Here is a 14,944-nt window from a genome sequence, read left to right on the forward strand (position 1 = left end):
TAGAATGATCAATTGTTTATTACGATTGGTATTAGCCAGCGTGTTTATCGGCAAAGGCTTTCATGAAACTAACCAGCGCCTCGACGCCAGCCAAAGGCATGGCGTTATAGATGCTGGCGCGCATGCCGCCGACACTGCGATGGCCCTTCAATGCGACCAGGCCAGCGGCCTTGGCCTCGGCTAAAAACGCCTCGTTAAGAGACTCATCTTTTAGATAGAAGGTCACGTTCATATTCGATCGGTTTGCGCTCGCCACACGGTTCTCATAGAAGTCACAGCTGTCGATAAAGCCATATAGGGTCTCGGCCTTACGCTCATTAATCTTGGCGACTTCAGCCACGCCACCTTGCGCCTTAAGCCACTTAAACACTTCGGCGGCCAGATACCAGGCGAAGGTTGGCGGCGTGTTGAACATGGAGTCATGTTTTACTGCCAGACGATAATCCATGATGGACGCCTGAGTCAGCTGCGGATATTGCAGTAAATCATCGCGAACGATAACTATGCTCAAACCCGATGGGCCTATGTTTTTCTGGGCGCCGGCATAGATCAGGCCGTAACGCCTGACATCTATCTCACGAGACATAATGTTAGAAGACATATCGGCAACAATTGGCCAAGGAGAATCTATCTCATCAAAAATTTCGATACCATCTACCGTCTCATTTGGGCAGTAGTGCAGATAACGATAATCTTGCTTGATCTCGCTCAGCTCAGGTAACACAACCCGGCTAATACCATCGGTTTTGTCTACGATATTCAGGGTATCGATCTGCGCATCACCGGCGAGTTTCTTGGCTTCTTCAACTGCCGATGAAGACCAGCTACCATCGACCAGATAGAGCGCCTTTCCGTTATTACCAAGTAAATTATTCACAACAGCGGCAAATTGGCCACGACCACCGCCATGCATAAAGAGTACATGGTAGTTGCTGGGAATATTCATCAGCTCTCTGATGTCGGCATCGGCCTGCTGAGTCAGCGCGATAAACTCTTTACTACGATGGCTGATCTCCATCACGGAGACTCCCTGCCCGTTCCAATCCAATAACTCCTCTTGTGCCTTTTGCATTACGGGCTGAGGTAACATGGCCGGCCCTGCACAGAAATTATATGTCGCGCTCACTGCTTTCTCCTTTGCTCTTCTTTCAACTGTGTTGCTTCAGAATGTATGCCACTGGCTTATTGTTAATTGCGGATTTGACTTGCTCAAACAAAACGAGCGTCCATAAGGACGCCCGTTTATTGTGTTAAACGCTATTCGTTTGGCTCAGCGTTTGGTTCAGCCTCTGGCGCGTCGCCATCGGCTAGGTTGTTATCGGCTAAGTTGTCATCAAGGTTATCCGTGATGATAGGATTGCCCTCTTCGTCGAGTTCCTGATCATCCTGGATCTCGTCGATACGTTGCAGTCCCACAACCGTCTCGTCACTTGCCGTACGGATAATGGTCACACCTTGAGTGTTACGACCAATTGTCGATACGCCAGATGCAGGTGTACGTACTAGGGTGCCCTTATCGCTGATCAACATGATCTCGTCGTTTTCAAGCACTTGTACCGCACCTACGACGGCGCCGTTACGCTCGCTGACCTTGATTGAGACTACACCCTTGGTCGCGCGGCTCTTAGCTGGGTATTCATCCAGATCCGTACGCTTACCATAACCGTTCTCGGTGACGGTTAGGATGGCGCCATCATTCTTAGGCACGATGAGCGACACCACGCTCTGGCCATCTTCAAGCTTGATACCACGAACACCTGTCGCGGTGCGGCCCATGCCACGAACCTGATCTTCGCTAAAGCGAACGACCTTACCTTCGTTAGAGAACAGCATTACCTCGTTATCACCGTTAGTGATATCGACGCCGATCAGCTGATCGCCATCTTTAAGGTTCACGGCGATAATACCGTTGGCTCGTGGACGAGAGTATTGATCCAGTGAGGTCTTCTTCACAGTGCCGTGAGAGGTCGCCATGATCACATACTTGTCGGCATCGTATTCACGTACCGGCAAGATAGCGGTAATGCGCTCGCCTTCGGCTAATGGCAACAGGTTGATAATTGGACGACCACGGGCCTGACGGCTTGCCAGCGGTAGCTGGTACACCTTGAGCCAGTACATCTTACCGAAATCGGAGAAGCACAGGATGGTGTCGTGGGTGTTGGCAACCAGCAGTTTCTCGACGAAATCTTCATCTTTCACCTTAGTCGCCGCCTTACCCTTACCACCACGGCGCTGGGCCTGATAGTCGCTTAGCGGTTGATACTTGGCATAACCCAGATGCGACAGAGTCACAACCACATCTTCTTCGTTGATCAGATCTTCGAGGCTGATATCCACAGCAGAAGCATTAAGCTCAGTGCGGCGCTCATCACCGAAGTTTTCCAGCACTTCCTGGAGTTCTTCTTTGATCACTTCCATCAGACGCTCTGGACTGCGCAGGATGTAAAGCAGGGCTGCGATCAGTTCCAGCAGCTCTTCATATTCACTTAAGATCTTCTCATGTTCCAGACCGGTCAGCTTGTGCAGACGCAGATCCAGAATCGCCTGAGCCTGTTGCTCGGTCAGGAAGTAGAGGCCATCACGAATACCAAACTCGGGTGCCAGCCACTCAGGACGCGCAGCATCATCACCGGCCTTCTCCAGCATGCCTTGTACATTGCCAAGGGCCCAGCCTTGCGCAACCAGCTTGCTTTTCGCTTCGGCTGGCGTTGGTGATGCTTTAATCAGCTCGATGATAGGGTCGATATTGGCCAGCGCTATCGCCAATGCTTCGAGGATATGCGCACGCTCGCGTGCCTTACGCAGTTCGAATACGGTACGGCGAGTCACCACTTCACGACGGTGAAGGATGAAGCACTCGAGCATCTCTTTAAGGTTAAACAACTTAGGCTGACCATTGGTCAAGGCCACCATGTTGATACCGAAAGAGGTCTGTAGCTGTGTCTGAGCGTATAGGTTGTTGAGAATCACCTCACCCACTTCGCCACGCTTCACCTCGATAACGATACGCATACCGTCTTTATCAGACTCGTCGCGCAGGCCACTGATGCCTTCGATCTTCTTATCTTTTACCAGTTCGGCGATCTTCTCGATCAGACGCGCCTTGTTCACCTGATAAGGGATCTCGGTAACGATAATGCGTTCACGACCGTTGTCTTCTGTCTCAACGGTAGCGCGGGCACGCATGACCGCCTTACCACGACCCGTCTTATAGGCATCTTCGATACCCTTACGGCCGTTGACGATCGCTGCCGTTGGGAAGTCCGGACCTGGAATATGCTCCATCAACTGCTCGATAGAGAGACTTGGCTCATCGATCAGCGCAAGACAGCCGGAGATCACTTCTGACAGGTTATGAGGTGGAATGTTGGTCGCCATACCCACGGCGATACCCGACGAACCGTTGACCAGCAAAGCAGGAATACGGGTCGGCAGCACTGCCGGGATCTGCTCGGTACCGTCGTAGTTAGGGACGTAATCGACGGTTTCTTTCTCTAGGTCGGCCAGCAGTTGGTGCGCCAGCTTGTCCATACGAATTTCGGTATAACGCATGGCCGCCGCGGCGTCACCATCGACCGAACCGAAGTTACCCTGACCATCGACCAAGGTGTAGCGCATAGAAAACGGCTGCGCCATACGAACGATAGTGTCGTAAACGGCCGAGTCACCGTGCGGGTGATATTTACCGATCACATCACCGACGACACGCGCCGACTTTTTATAAGGTTTGTTCCAATCGTTCTTCAACTCGTTCATCGCGAATAATACGCGGCGATGAACCGGCTTTAGACCGTCACGCACATCGGGTAACGCACGGCCAACGATCACGCTCATGGCGTAATCCAAATATGAATTCTTTAATTCGTCTTCAATATTAATTGGTGTTATAGATGAAGCCAGATCAGTCATAAACTGCTCGATCCCTTGAAATTTAGCCAACAAAATACTGCTTAAAAACCAGGCAATATTTTATCAAGCCTGAAAACGTGATTTGGCATTCTAACACAGATATTTAAAGGCGCTAGACCCTATTGAAATTTCACCTCAAATATCTGTTTACGGCGTAAAACCTAAGTTGGTTTTAGGTAGAATGAACGCTTTAACAGCAATCTGATGACTAAGCAGACATTTTCGCTGGCTTCTCCTTTGTTTATCTAAGGCGATGGGTATAATAGCAACATCATTTATCCCCTTGTGAGGACTGTCCGTGTCTAACCTTTCTGCGACTAACAATGCCAATGTCGATCCGCAAGAAATTGCCAAGTTTGAGAAGATGGCTGCCACTTGGTGGGATCCCGAAGGGGAATTTAAACCTATTCATAAGCTCAATCCCCTAAGACTCAACTATATCGATCAAGCCGTCGGTGGCCTGTTTGGTAAGCGTGTGCTGGATGTCGGATGCGGCGGCGGTATCCTCTCAGAGAGCATGGCGCGTCTGGGAGCTAAGGTAGATGGATTGGATATGGGCGCCGAGCCCCTCGATGTCGCTAAACTTCACGCCTTAGAGATGGGCGTTGAGATTAACTACATCCAAGACACGGCTGAGCACCACAGAGATAACCATAAGGGTCAGTATGATGTAGTCACCTGCATGGAGATGCTCGAACACGTGCCCGACCCTGCCTCTGTGATCAAGGCCTGTAGCGACATGGTCAAGCCTGGCGGCTATGTGTTTTTTTCGACCATCAACCGCAACCTGAGGGCCTATGTTGAGACAGTGCTTGGCGCCGAGTATCTACTTAAGATGTTGCCTGTGGGCACCCACGACCATAAGAAGTACATCAAGCCATCTGAACTCATTGGCATGGCCGATGCGGTGGAGCTAGAGTGCGTCGACGCCACTGGCATCACCTATAACCCGCTGACCGATATCTTCCGCTACACCAAGTCATTAGACGTCAACTATATGATCGCCACGGTTAAACAGGATGACTAAAGGGTTGGCGACAGATTCGATGTCTATCGATGCAATGCCTATCGATGCAGTGGCTATAGATACAGTGCAGATAAAAGGTGTGCTGTTCGACCTCGATGGCACCTTAGTCGACACGGCGCCAGATCTCGTGCTGGCGCTAAACCTTGCGCTAAACGACTTCGGACTGCCCAGTCAACTGCTGGAAGATATTCGCTTTGCGGCGTCTCATGGCAGCCTGGCCTTGGTCGAAGCCGCTCAGCCCCATCTTAATGATGAAGAGAAAGCGGCCATCCAGCAGGCGCTACTTACTCATTATCACAGGGTCAATGGCCAGGCGGCCAAGCTGTTTGATGGTATGCAGCCCCTGCTGCAACACCTTAGCGACCAGCGTATCCCCTATGGGGTCGTCACCAATAAGGCGGGCGCTTTGCTAGGCCCCTGCTGCACAGGCTTGAATTAGCCAGTAAGATGCCAGCCATCATCAGCGGCGATTCCACCACCCAGAGTAAACCCCATCCCGCGCCGATGCGGCTGGCCGCATCGCAACTGGGTGTGAGCTGTGCGCATATTCTCTATCTTGGCGATGCCAAACGAGACCTCGAGGCGGCCCGCAATAGTGACATGCTCGGCGGCATCGCGCATTGGGGTTATATTGGAAACAATGACCACGCACACCTATGGCCGCACGACTTTGGCTTCGAGGCGCCATCTAAGGTACTTGAGCTGCTAAAACAGGGGTAAGTGTCTGTTAAGGGAGATGAATCACATGCTCTCGTGTGCGGGCGTGTGACGCATCAGTAAAAAGTAGTCCTGACTGGGAGCGCGATCCTTTTTTAGCACAAAAAGATCCATAGGATCTGGCCAATATTTTAGCTTTCGTGTTAGGCGTGATCGGTCGTCTAAATCTTGACCCGGCATTGCTATCGTAATTGAAAACAAGGGTTAAAGGTAAGCCATTACTAACCCTTTGGTTTACCCCCAAGATATCCACAACTTGTCCCCTAAAAACCCGCTTGCAATATCCCACCAACCTCACTATCTTGTATCCTATAAAAGAAAAAACACCATATCTTGTGTATGGGCGGCGGTCGAAGCCACTAGAACTGCAGTAGTGCTCAGGTACTTTTTTAACATCTTCGATTGTTTTTACATGGAAACGTAGGGTGGAGCTTTTCACCCCTAGCGATATTTAATTCAAGGCTTATCTTCAATGAACAGCAATATGCAAGTCACGAAGCGCAGTGGCGAACGTGAAACTATCGATCTCGATAAGATCCACCGAGTGATCACTTGGGCGGCCAAAGGACTGAATAATGTCTCAGTATCGGAAGTCGAATTACGTTCACACCTTCAGTTTTATGATGGAATTCCAACTGAAGCGATCCACGAAACCATTATTAAGGCCGCTGCCGACCTTATCTCGCCAGAATCACCAGACTACCAGTTCCTCTCTGCACGTCTGGCCATTTTCCACCTGCGCAAGAAAGCCTTCGGCCAATTTGAGCCGCCTTCGCTATACGAGCATGTGGTGAAGCTGGTTGAGCTAGGCAAATATGACACGCATATTCTTAACGACTATAGCCGCGAGGAGTTAGACACACTCGACAGCTATATCGACCACTGGCGCGACATGAACTTCTCTTATGCCGCGGTCAAGCAGCTGGAAGGTAAGTACCTGGTTCAAAACCGTGTCACCCACGAAGTGTACGAGAGCGCGCAGTTCCTCTATATTCTGGTGGCGGCCTGTCTGTTTGCCAACTACCCGAAAGAGACGCGTCTTCAGTACGTTAAAGATTTCTATGACGCGACCTCGACCTTTAAGATCTCGCTACCGACACCTATCATGTCAGGTGTGCGTACGCCGACACGTCAGTTCAGCTCCTGCGTACTGATCGAGTGTGGCGACAGCCTGGACTCTATCAATGCGACCGCCTCTTCTATCGTGAAATATGTGTCGCAACGTGCTGGCATCGGGGTCAACGCTGGCCGTATCCGCGCGCTGGGCAGCCCAATCCGCGGTGGTGAGGCGTTCCACACAGGTTGTCTGCCTTTCTATAAGTATTTCCAGACGGCGGTTAAGTCTTGTTCACAAGGCGGCGTTCGCGGCGGCGCAGCAACCCTGTTCTACCCGATGTGGCACCTTGAGGTTGAGTCTCTGCTGGTGCTGAAGAACAACCGCGGCGTAGAAGATAACCGTATTCGTCACCTGGACTACGGCGTGCAGCTCAACAAGCTGATGTACCAGCGTCTTATTCAGGGCGGCATGATCACCCTGTTTAGCCCATCAGACGTACCAGGTCTATATGACGCCTTCTTCGAAGATCAGGCCGAGTTCGAGCGTCTGTATGTGAAATATGAACAAGATGAGAGCATTCGTAAGAAGCAGATCAAGGCGGTAGAACTCTTCTCCTTGATGATGCAAGAGCGTGCCTCAACGGGTCGTATCTATATCCAGAACGTGGATCACTGTAATACTCACAGTCCGTTCGATGCTAAGGTTGCGCCGGTGCGTCAATCTAACCTGTGTCTTGAAATCGCATTGCCGACCAAGCCGCTAAACAACATCGACGATCCCGATGGTGAGATTGCCCTGTGTACCCTATCTGCATTGAACCTGGGTGCCATCAAGAAGTTGGACGAGCTCGAAAGCCTGGCAGATCTTGCCGTGCGTGCACTCGATAGCCTACTCGACTATCAAGACTACCCGATCGTTTCGGCGCACAAAGGCTCGATGAATCGTCGTACGCTCGGTATTGGTGTGATCAACTTTGCCAACTATCTGGCTAAAGAAGGCGTACGTTACTCAGACGGCAGCGCCAACGGCATCACACACAAGACCTTCGAAGCGATCCAGTTCTATCTGCTGAAGGCCTCGATGAAGTTGGCAAAAGAGCAAGGCGCCTGCCCTGCCTTCCACGAGACCAACTACGCCAAGGGTATTCTGCCTATCGATACCTACAAGCGCGATCTCGATAAGATCTGTGACGAGCCACTGCACCTGGATTGGGAAACGCTACGTGAGGAGATCAAGACCCACGGCCTGCGTAACTCGACCCTGTCGGCCCTGATGCCATCTGAGACCTCATCGCAGATCTCAAACGCGACTAACGGTATCGAGCCTCCACGCGGTCTTATCAGCGTTAAAGCCAGCAAGGACGGTCAGCTCAAGCAAGTGGTACCGGACTTCGAGAAGTACCAGTACAGCTACGAGCTACTTTGGAACATGCCAGGCAACGAAGGTTACCTGCAGCTGGTAGGCTTGATGCAGAAGTTTGTTGACCAATCTATCTCGGCCAACACCAACTATGACCCAAGCCGCTTCCCAGGCGCCAAGGTGCCTATGCAGGTGCTGCTGAAAGACCTACTAACGGCATACAAATATGGTGTGAAGACACTTTACTATCACAACACACGTGACGGTGCGTCAGATAAATATGACGATATCACCTCCATTGAGAAAGAAGACGATAGCTGTGCAGGCGGCGCCTGTAAGATCTAACTCTACGTGTTTTAACCTTTTATCAGGGGGCCTAGCCCCCTTTATCGGAAGATAGAAAAATGGCCTATTCAACATTTTGTCAAACACCTAACAATGCCCTGCTGGAACCCATGTTTCTCGGTCAATCGGTTAACGTTGCCCGTTACGATCTGCAAAAATATGAAGTGTTCGAAAAGCTGATCGAGAAGCAACTCTCTTTCTTCTGGCGTCCAGAAGAGGTGGATGTCAGCAAAGATAAGATTGATTATGCGGCGCTGCCGGATCATGAGAAGCATATCTTTATCTCTAACCTCAAGTATCAGACCCTACTGGATTCTATTCAGGGACGCTCGCCAAACGTCGCCTTCCTGCCATTAGTGTCGCTGCCAGAACTGGAGACCTGGATCGAGACCTGGTCTTTCTCCGAGACGATTCACTCTCGCTCATACACCCACATCATTCGTAACATCGTGAACGATCCTTCGGTAGTATTCGACGACATCGTCCAGAACGAAGAGATCCTCAAGCGTGCCAGCGATATTGCCGATTACTACGATAACCTGATCGAACTCAGCCAGATCTATCATCTGATGGGCGAAGGCACTCACGAGATCAACGGCAAGACCCTAGTGGTCACCACCCGAGAGATCAAGAAAGCCCTCTACCTGTGCATGATGTCGGTTAACGTACTTGAGGCGATCCGCTTCTACGTCAGCTTCGCCTGCTCATTCGCCTTCGCCGAGCGTAAGGTGATGGAAGGTAACGCCAAGATCATCCGCCTCATCGCCCGTGATGAAGCCCTACACCTTAACAGCACTCAGCATATCCTTAAGCTGATGCAAGGCGGCAAGGACGATCCTGAGATGGCCGAGATCGCCAAAGAGTGCGAACAGCAGGCGATCGATATCTTCGTTAAGGCAGCCGAGCAAGAGAAAGAGTGGGCCAAGTACCTGTTTAAGGATGGCTCTATGATCGGCCTGAACGAACAGATCCTCTGCCAATACGTCGAGTACATCACCAACGAGCGTATGAAGTCGGTCAACCTGGCAAGCCCATATGCCGATCAGAGCAACCCTCTGCCGTGGATGAAGAACTGGTTGGAGAGTGATTCGGTACAGGTCGCGCCACAGGAAGTCGAGGTATCCTCTTACCTAGTGGGTCAGATCGACGCCTCTGTCGACGAAAGTGAGTTTGCCGACTTTGATCTATAAGAAAGAGGCCTTTAACAAGGCGATCTTTAAGAAGGCTCCTATCGTGAGCCTTCAAGGGCAACCTGTCCTACTCTATACCAGCAACCACCAGAGCCTGTTGGCGGCGCTCGAGCAGAAGAAAGTTCGTATCTTCTCTGAGTGTCGCAACGGCTTTTGTGGTGCCTGTAAGACCAAGGTCAATCGCGGCAGTGTCGTCTACCATACCGAGCCGCTGGTCGAGCTGGAAGAGGATGAGTGCCTGCCCTGCTGCTGTCATCCCGATGGCGATCTGGATCTGGCGCTCTCGGCCCAGGGGGCAGAGGTCGTTACCGCACAAGTCTCTATCGAGTTGGCCTGCACCGCCGACTGACTCGCAGATACTCACTTAGCTCCCCGCTAAGGCATAGCCTTAAAAAACCTTATACAGAGCCTAAGCCAAAGCCTTAAACAAAAACTTAGCCAAAGCCAACCTAGACAAACCATCAGAAAAGCATCAGACAAACCGAGAATAATGCTTTGGCAGTCTTCAGCTATCTTACTGCGCTGTAAGTTAGATCGCTTTTTTCGCTAGCTTATCGTGCAGCCGATTAACCTCCATCAGGGCGGCGCTGCCATACCAGGGATGCAGCTCCATCACCAGGCGACCGGCCTTAATGGCGGGATCGGATTCGGTTAAGGCCTTAGCCTCCTCGACGCTGGTGACGTTGAAGATATAGATCCCCCTAAGCGCCCCCTCTTCCAGGAAAGGGCCTGCGAGCACCAGTTTGCCAGCCTCGGCCAATCGAGTGATATTATCCAAGTGTGCCCGCTGCAGCCGCTCTGCCTCTTCTTCGGATTGGTCGCGATTAGGGCCGCTCATGAGCATGGCCATCACGTAACGCTTCATGCCATATTCATCGGCACCGACCTTGGCGGCCAGCTCAGCGTCATAGGTCTCGGCCCTTAAGGGCCCGGCAAGCATCAGGGCCGTTACCAAGCACAACAGGCTGAGCAGTAATCCATCAGCTCTCGTCTTACTGGTAGTTTTGGTCTTAGCTTTAATATTGGTATTGGCCATGATGGTGGCTTTCGTTGTTTTCATTATTTCATCCCCATATCTAAGGGTTAACTTAGCTGTTTTTACTGAGCTTTCACCGTGTTCCCACCGCACTCTCACCCTATTCTCACGGCACTCTCACTCAGCTCACATAAAGCATTCACTTAAGGTATGCCAAGGGTATAAAAAAAGCTAACCCATAAGGTTAGCTTTTACTTAATAAAACGTCGAATTAGCAAAGAACGCGATGAATTCAGCTACCGCTCTTTGTACTCGATGCTAGTTTAAGCCAGCCAGTTTAGATGCTTGCGGCCAGCTCGGCGCCTTGGCGAATCGCCCGTTTCGCATCCAGTTCTGCGGCGACATCCACTCCGCCAATCAGATGTACCGGCAGTCCGCTGTTTTTCATTTCATCGACCAGGCTGCGGTTGGACTCTTGCCCCGCGCACAAGACCACATTATCGACCTCGAGTACCTTGGCCTCTTCATCCACCGTGATATGCAGGCCTTGTTCGTCAAACTTCTCGTAGCTGACGCCGTTTAGCATCTCGACATCGTGATGTTTAGCCACGGCGCGGTGGATCCAACCAGTGGTCTTGCCAAGCCCCTTACCCATCTTGCTGGTTTTACGTTGCAACAGATAGATCTTACGGCTTGGATGTTCAGACTCAGGTGTGGTCAAACCGCCTCGCTCGCCATAGGACTTGTCGATACCCCACTGCTTCAGCCAGGTATCGGGTTTAAGCGTGGTCGACTCCTGCTCACCAAGATAGTGGGCCATATCGAAACCAATGCCGCCGGCGCCGATAAGGGCTACCCGCTCGCCGACCTCAACCTCGCCATTGAGAACCTGTTGATAGTTCACCACCTTGGGACTCTTAAAGCCAGGTAAATCGAGCGCTCTTGGGACGACACCTGCGGCAATCACCACCTCGTCGAAGGGCTCGTCTCTAACCACTGAGGCGTCCAGTCGGGTGTTGAGCCTGAGTTCGACTTTGTGCAACCTCATCTGTTCGGTGAAGTAACGTATGGTCTCGTCAAACTCTTCTTTGCCCGGGATCTTACGGGCCAGGTTAAATTGACCGCCTACCTCGCCTTTGGCCTCAAACAGCACCACCTGATGGCCACGGCTGGCGGCATAGATGGAAAATGCCATGCCGGCAGGTCCTGCGCCCATGACGGCGATGCGCTTCTTGTTGTTAGCTGGCGTGAAGTTAAGCTCAGTCTCATAACAGGCCCTGGGGTTAACCAGGCAGGTGGCACGCTTCAGCGCAAAGGTATGGTCAAGACAGGCCTGATTACAACCGATACAGGTGTTGATAAGCTTGCTCTCTCCAGCCGCCGCCTTATTGACGAACTCGGCATCGGCCAGGAATGGACGGGCCATTGAGACCATGTCGGCCTGACCCGATGCAATGATCTGCTCACCTATTTCAGGGGTATTGATGCGGTTGGTAGCGATAAGTGGCACACTCACCTCTTGCTTGAGGCGCTCGGTGACCCAGGCGAAGGCGCCGCGAGGCACGCTGGTGGCAATGGTCGGCACCCTGGCCTCATGCCAGCCTATGCCCGTGTTGATGATGGTCACGCCGGCGCTTTCCAACCATTTAGCCAGCTGCACCACCTCTTCCCAGGAAGAACCGTTATCCACCAGATCCAGCATAGAGAGACGAAACACGATAATAAAATCGCTGCCGACCTTCTCGCGGATCCCCTTGACGATCTCCACCGGGAACCTGGCTCTTTGGCTAAATTCGCCACCCCATTCATCGCTGCGTTTATTGGTTCTGGCACAGATAAACTGATTAATGAGGTAGCCTTCAGATCCCATCACTTCGACGCCATCATAGCCCGCCTTCTTAGCCAGCGCCGCCGTGGTGGCGTAATCTTTAATGGTGCTTCTTACCTGACGTCCCGACATGGCCGACGGGGTAAAAGGCGTAATAGGCGACTTTATCTTGCTCGGCGCCTGTGAAAAAGGATGATAACCGTAACGTCCGGCATGCAGGATCTGCATACAGATCTTACCGCCTGCCTGGTGTACCGCCTGAGTGACGATTTTATGCTTGGCCACCTGCCAGGGAAAGCTAAGCTGACAGGCATTAGGCGCCAATCGGCCTCTGAGGTTCGGCGAGATCCCACCGGTGACAATCAGACCAACACCACCGGCAGCACGTTCTTGATAGAATTTTGCCAGTTTCTCAAAACCGCCCTTTTCTTCTTCGAGACCTGTGTGCATGGAGCCCATAAGCACACGATTCTTCAGTTGTGTGAAGCCAAGATCTAAGGGTTCTAATAAATGCGGAAACGACATTTAAACATCCTTTTAAAACAAGTGATTTAAATCAGCATACCCGCTGTTTCCATTTTGCTCAATACTCAATGCATGCCAAAGCTTAAGATTCATTTACAATTGTGTTTCGCCCCCATGGTTATTTTCAGTTAGCATAGAGGGATCAGAGTCATAAAGGAGTGGATAATGTCCGCTAAGCCCTCAATATTTAAACGGATCTTTTCCACCTTGTGGAAGGTGGTGAATACCACACGCAAGGTGATCTTAAATCTATTCTTCTTCGGTTTTATCGCCCTATTAGTTGTGATCCTCGCCGGCGAGGAGAGCCCGACCGTCGAAGAGGGATCAGCATTAGTGCTGGATCTCTCCGGTAGCGTAGTTGAGCAAAAGCGCCAGGTGGACCCCATCGAGGCCGCCATGAAGAGTGGCAAAGGGGGCCAGAGTGATGGCGAGATCCTGCTCGCCGATCTGCTAAATGCTATCAATAACGCCGCCAGCGACAAGCGTATCTCCGCCATAGTGCTCGACATTGGTCACCTAAGATGGACGGGGATCAGCAAGCTACAGAGCATAGGCGATGCACTAAGTCGCTTTAAAGACTCGGGTAAGCCAATTATTGCCATGGGCAACTGGTATGGACAAAACCAGTACTTCCTAGCGAGCTTCGCCGATACCATCTACCTCAACCCCCAGGGTTCGGTGGAGATCGAAGGCCTGAGCCGCTATCGTCAATATTTCAAGTCGGCACTGGACAAGCTCAAGATCAAGGCGCACGTCTTCAGGGTGGGTACCTTTAAGTCTGCGGTCGAGCCCTTCATGCGCGACGATATGTCTGAGGCCGCCAAATCGGCCAACCGCGAACTGCTGCAAGATATCTGGGATAGCTACGAAGCCACGGTCAGTGAGAACCGCGGCATCAAGCAGCAAGACCTCATGCTCAGCGCCGAGCGTTACCTTAGCGAACTCGACAAGGCCAAAGGCCGCTCATCACAGATGGCGATGAACCTTGGCTGGGTCGATAAACTCGCCTCGGCCGAGCAGTTCCGTCTGGACATGGTAGAGCAAGTTGGTAAAGCCAAAGAGGGTCACAGTTTCAAGCAGATTAGCTTCTATGACTACCAGAGCGTTATTCAACAATTCCCGCCTGTGCTGATGCACGATGCCGTTGGCATCATAGTGGCCAAGGGTAACATTCTCAATGGCCACCAGGCAGCAGGCCAGATCGGCGGCGAGAGCACCTCTGCCCTGCTACGTAAGGCCAGATTCGACGACAAGGTAAAAGCGGTCGTACTGAGAGTCGACAGCCCTGGCGGCAGCGCGTTTGCCTCAGAGCAGATCCGCCAGGAAGTACTGGCCCTGAAGGAGGCCAATAAACCTGTGGTAGTGAGCATGGGCACCTACGCCGCCTCGGGTGGCTACTGGATCTCGGCGAGTGCCGATTATATCTTTGCCACACCGACGACACTGACGGGGTCTATCGGCATCTTCGGTATGATGACCACCTTCGAAGATTCATTGGCTGAGATCGGGATCCATACAGATGGCGTGTCGACCTCTGGCTGGACGTCGTTTTCCAGCACCCAAGGGATCAGCGATGACCTTAAGACGATCATCCAGCGTCATATCGAGCGCGGCTATCAGGACTTTATCTCTCTCGTCTCTGAAGAGCGTGGCATGAAGCCAGAAGAGGTAGATAAAATCGCCCAAGGCCGTGTCTGGTCAGGCAAACGCGCCCTAGACCTTGGCCTGGTCGATGAACTCGGCGATCTGCAGCAAGCCGTCACCAAGGCGGCCGAGCTGGCTAAGCTTGAGAAGTTCGATACCAAATTAATCGAGCAGGAACTCTCTCCCCAAGAGCTGTTCATTCAAGAGATGTTTGCCCAGGCGGTTAGCTATATGCCACAGAGCCTGTCTCAGAGCAGCCTAGTCGAGCAGCTGCTTGGTCAGGTAAGCAGCGTCGCCGAAGAGTTTAACGCCTTTGACGATCCAAAGGGTCTCTATCTCTACTGCGACAGCTGTAACTATTAAT

At 51.9% G+C, this 14,944-nt stretch carries 9 protein-coding genes and 1 pseudogene; 6 read left to right on the forward strand and 4 right to left on the reverse strand.

The window, feature by feature from the left end:
• Window positions 1-31: 31 nt before the first annotated feature.
• The gene (serC, locus tag DB48_RS16370; RefSeq protein WP_041511279.1) at window positions 32-1,126 is read right to left on the reverse strand and encodes a 3-phosphoserine/phosphohydroxythreonine transaminase; all 1,095 of its coding nucleotides are present in this window, start codon (window positions 1,124-1,126) and stop codon (window positions 32-34) included.
• A 131-nt stretch (window positions 1,127-1,257) separates the two neighbouring features.
• Window positions 1,258-3,912 carry a DNA gyrase subunit A gene (gene gyrA / locus DB48_RS16375; RefSeq protein WP_041511414.1) on the reverse strand — a complete coding sequence of 885 codons (2,655 nt, stop codon included), beginning with the start codon at window positions 3,910-3,912 and terminating at the stop codon, window positions 1,258-1,260.
• Window positions 3,913-4,210: 298 nt separating this feature from the next.
• Between gyrA and ubiG the strand changes: the two genes are divergently transcribed.
• The 5 genes and pseudogenes from ubiG (at window position 4,211) to yfaE (ending at window position 9,956) form a co-directional block, all read left to right on the forward strand.
• On the forward strand, window positions 4,211-4,939 hold the full coding sequence (ubiG, locus tag DB48_RS16380; RefSeq protein WP_041511280.1) for a bifunctional 2-polyprenyl-6-hydroxyphenol methylase/3-demethylubiquinol 3-O-methyltransferase UbiG: 729 nt from the start codon (window positions 4,211-4,213) through the stop codon (window positions 4,937-4,939).
• Between the two features lie 55 nt (window positions 4,940-4,994).
• Window positions 4,995-5,659, forward strand: a pseudogene (locus DB48_RS20635) (HAD family hydrolase).
• A 469-nt stretch (window positions 5,660-6,128) separates the two neighbouring features.
• On the forward strand, window positions 6,129-8,417 hold the full coding sequence (gene nrdA, locus DB48_RS16390; protein WP_041511281.1) for a class 1a ribonucleoside-diphosphate reductase subunit alpha: 2,289 nt from the start codon (window positions 6,129-6,131) through the stop codon (window positions 8,415-8,417).
• A gap of 59 nt (window positions 8,418-8,476) precedes the next feature.
• Window positions 8,477-9,607 (forward strand): class Ia ribonucleoside-diphosphate reductase subunit beta, encoded by a 1,131-nt coding sequence (gene nrdB, locus DB48_RS16395; RefSeq protein WP_041511282.1) that lies wholly within the window; start codon window positions 8,477-8,479, stop codon window positions 9,605-9,607.
• Window positions 9,582-9,956: a class I ribonucleotide reductase maintenance protein YfaE gene (gene yfaE, locus DB48_RS16400; protein ID WP_443018675.1), complete on the forward strand. Its 375-nt coding sequence runs from the start codon at window positions 9,582-9,584 to the stop codon at window positions 9,954-9,956. Before nrdB ends, yfaE begins: the two co-directional genes overlap by 26 nt.
• A 180-nt stretch (window positions 9,957-10,136) precedes the next feature.
• On the opposite strand, the gene DB48_RS16405 is transcribed toward yfaE, so the two are convergent.
• Window positions 10,137-10,667, reverse strand: a complete 531-nt coding sequence (locus tag DB48_RS16405; protein WP_235375432.1) for a YciI family protein — start codon at window positions 10,665-10,667, stop codon at window positions 10,137-10,139.
• A gap of 253 nt (window positions 10,668-10,920) precedes the next feature.
• Window positions 10,921-12,936: an oxidoreductase gene (locus DB48_RS16410; RefSeq protein WP_041511283.1), complete on the reverse strand. Its 2,016-nt coding sequence runs from the start codon at window positions 12,934-12,936 to the stop codon at window positions 10,921-10,923.
• 165 nt (window positions 12,937-13,101) lie between these two features.
• Here DB48_RS16410 and sppA point away from each other — a divergent pair, with 165 nt between their 5' ends.
• Window positions 13,102-14,943, forward strand: a complete 1,842-nt coding sequence (sppA, locus tag DB48_RS16415; protein WP_041511284.1) for a signal peptide peptidase SppA — start codon at window positions 13,102-13,104, stop codon at window positions 14,941-14,943.
• Window position 14,944: the final 1 nt, after the last annotated feature.

It is taken from the genome of Shewanella sp. cp20 (assembly GCF_000832025.1).
Lineage (GTDB): Bacteria > Pseudomonadota > Gammaproteobacteria > Enterobacterales > Shewanellaceae > Shewanella.

Bases quoted from the DNA above. Each gene is read 5' to 3' on its own strand.
- gyrA (WP_041511414.1), bottom strand. From the start codon at position 3,912: ATGACTGATCTGGCTTCATCTATAACACCAATTAATATTGAAGACGAA.
- nrdA (WP_041511281.1), top strand. From the start codon at position 6,129: ATGAACAGCAATATGCAAGTCACGAAGCGCAGTGGCGAACGTGAAACT.
- nrdB (WP_041511282.1), top strand. From the start codon at position 8,477: ATGGCCTATTCAACATTTTGTCAAACACCTAACAATGCCCTGCTGGAA.
- DB48_RS16405 (WP_235375432.1), bottom strand. From the start codon at position 10,667: ATGAAAACAACGAAAGCCACCATCATGGCCAATACCAATATTAAAGCT.
- DB48_RS16410 (WP_041511283.1), bottom strand. From the start codon at position 12,936: ATGTCGTTTCCGCATTTATTAGAACCCTTAGATCTTGGCTTCACACAA.
- sppA (WP_041511284.1), top strand. From the start codon at position 13,102: ATGTCCGCTAAGCCCTCAATATTTAAACGGATCTTTTCCACCTTGTGG.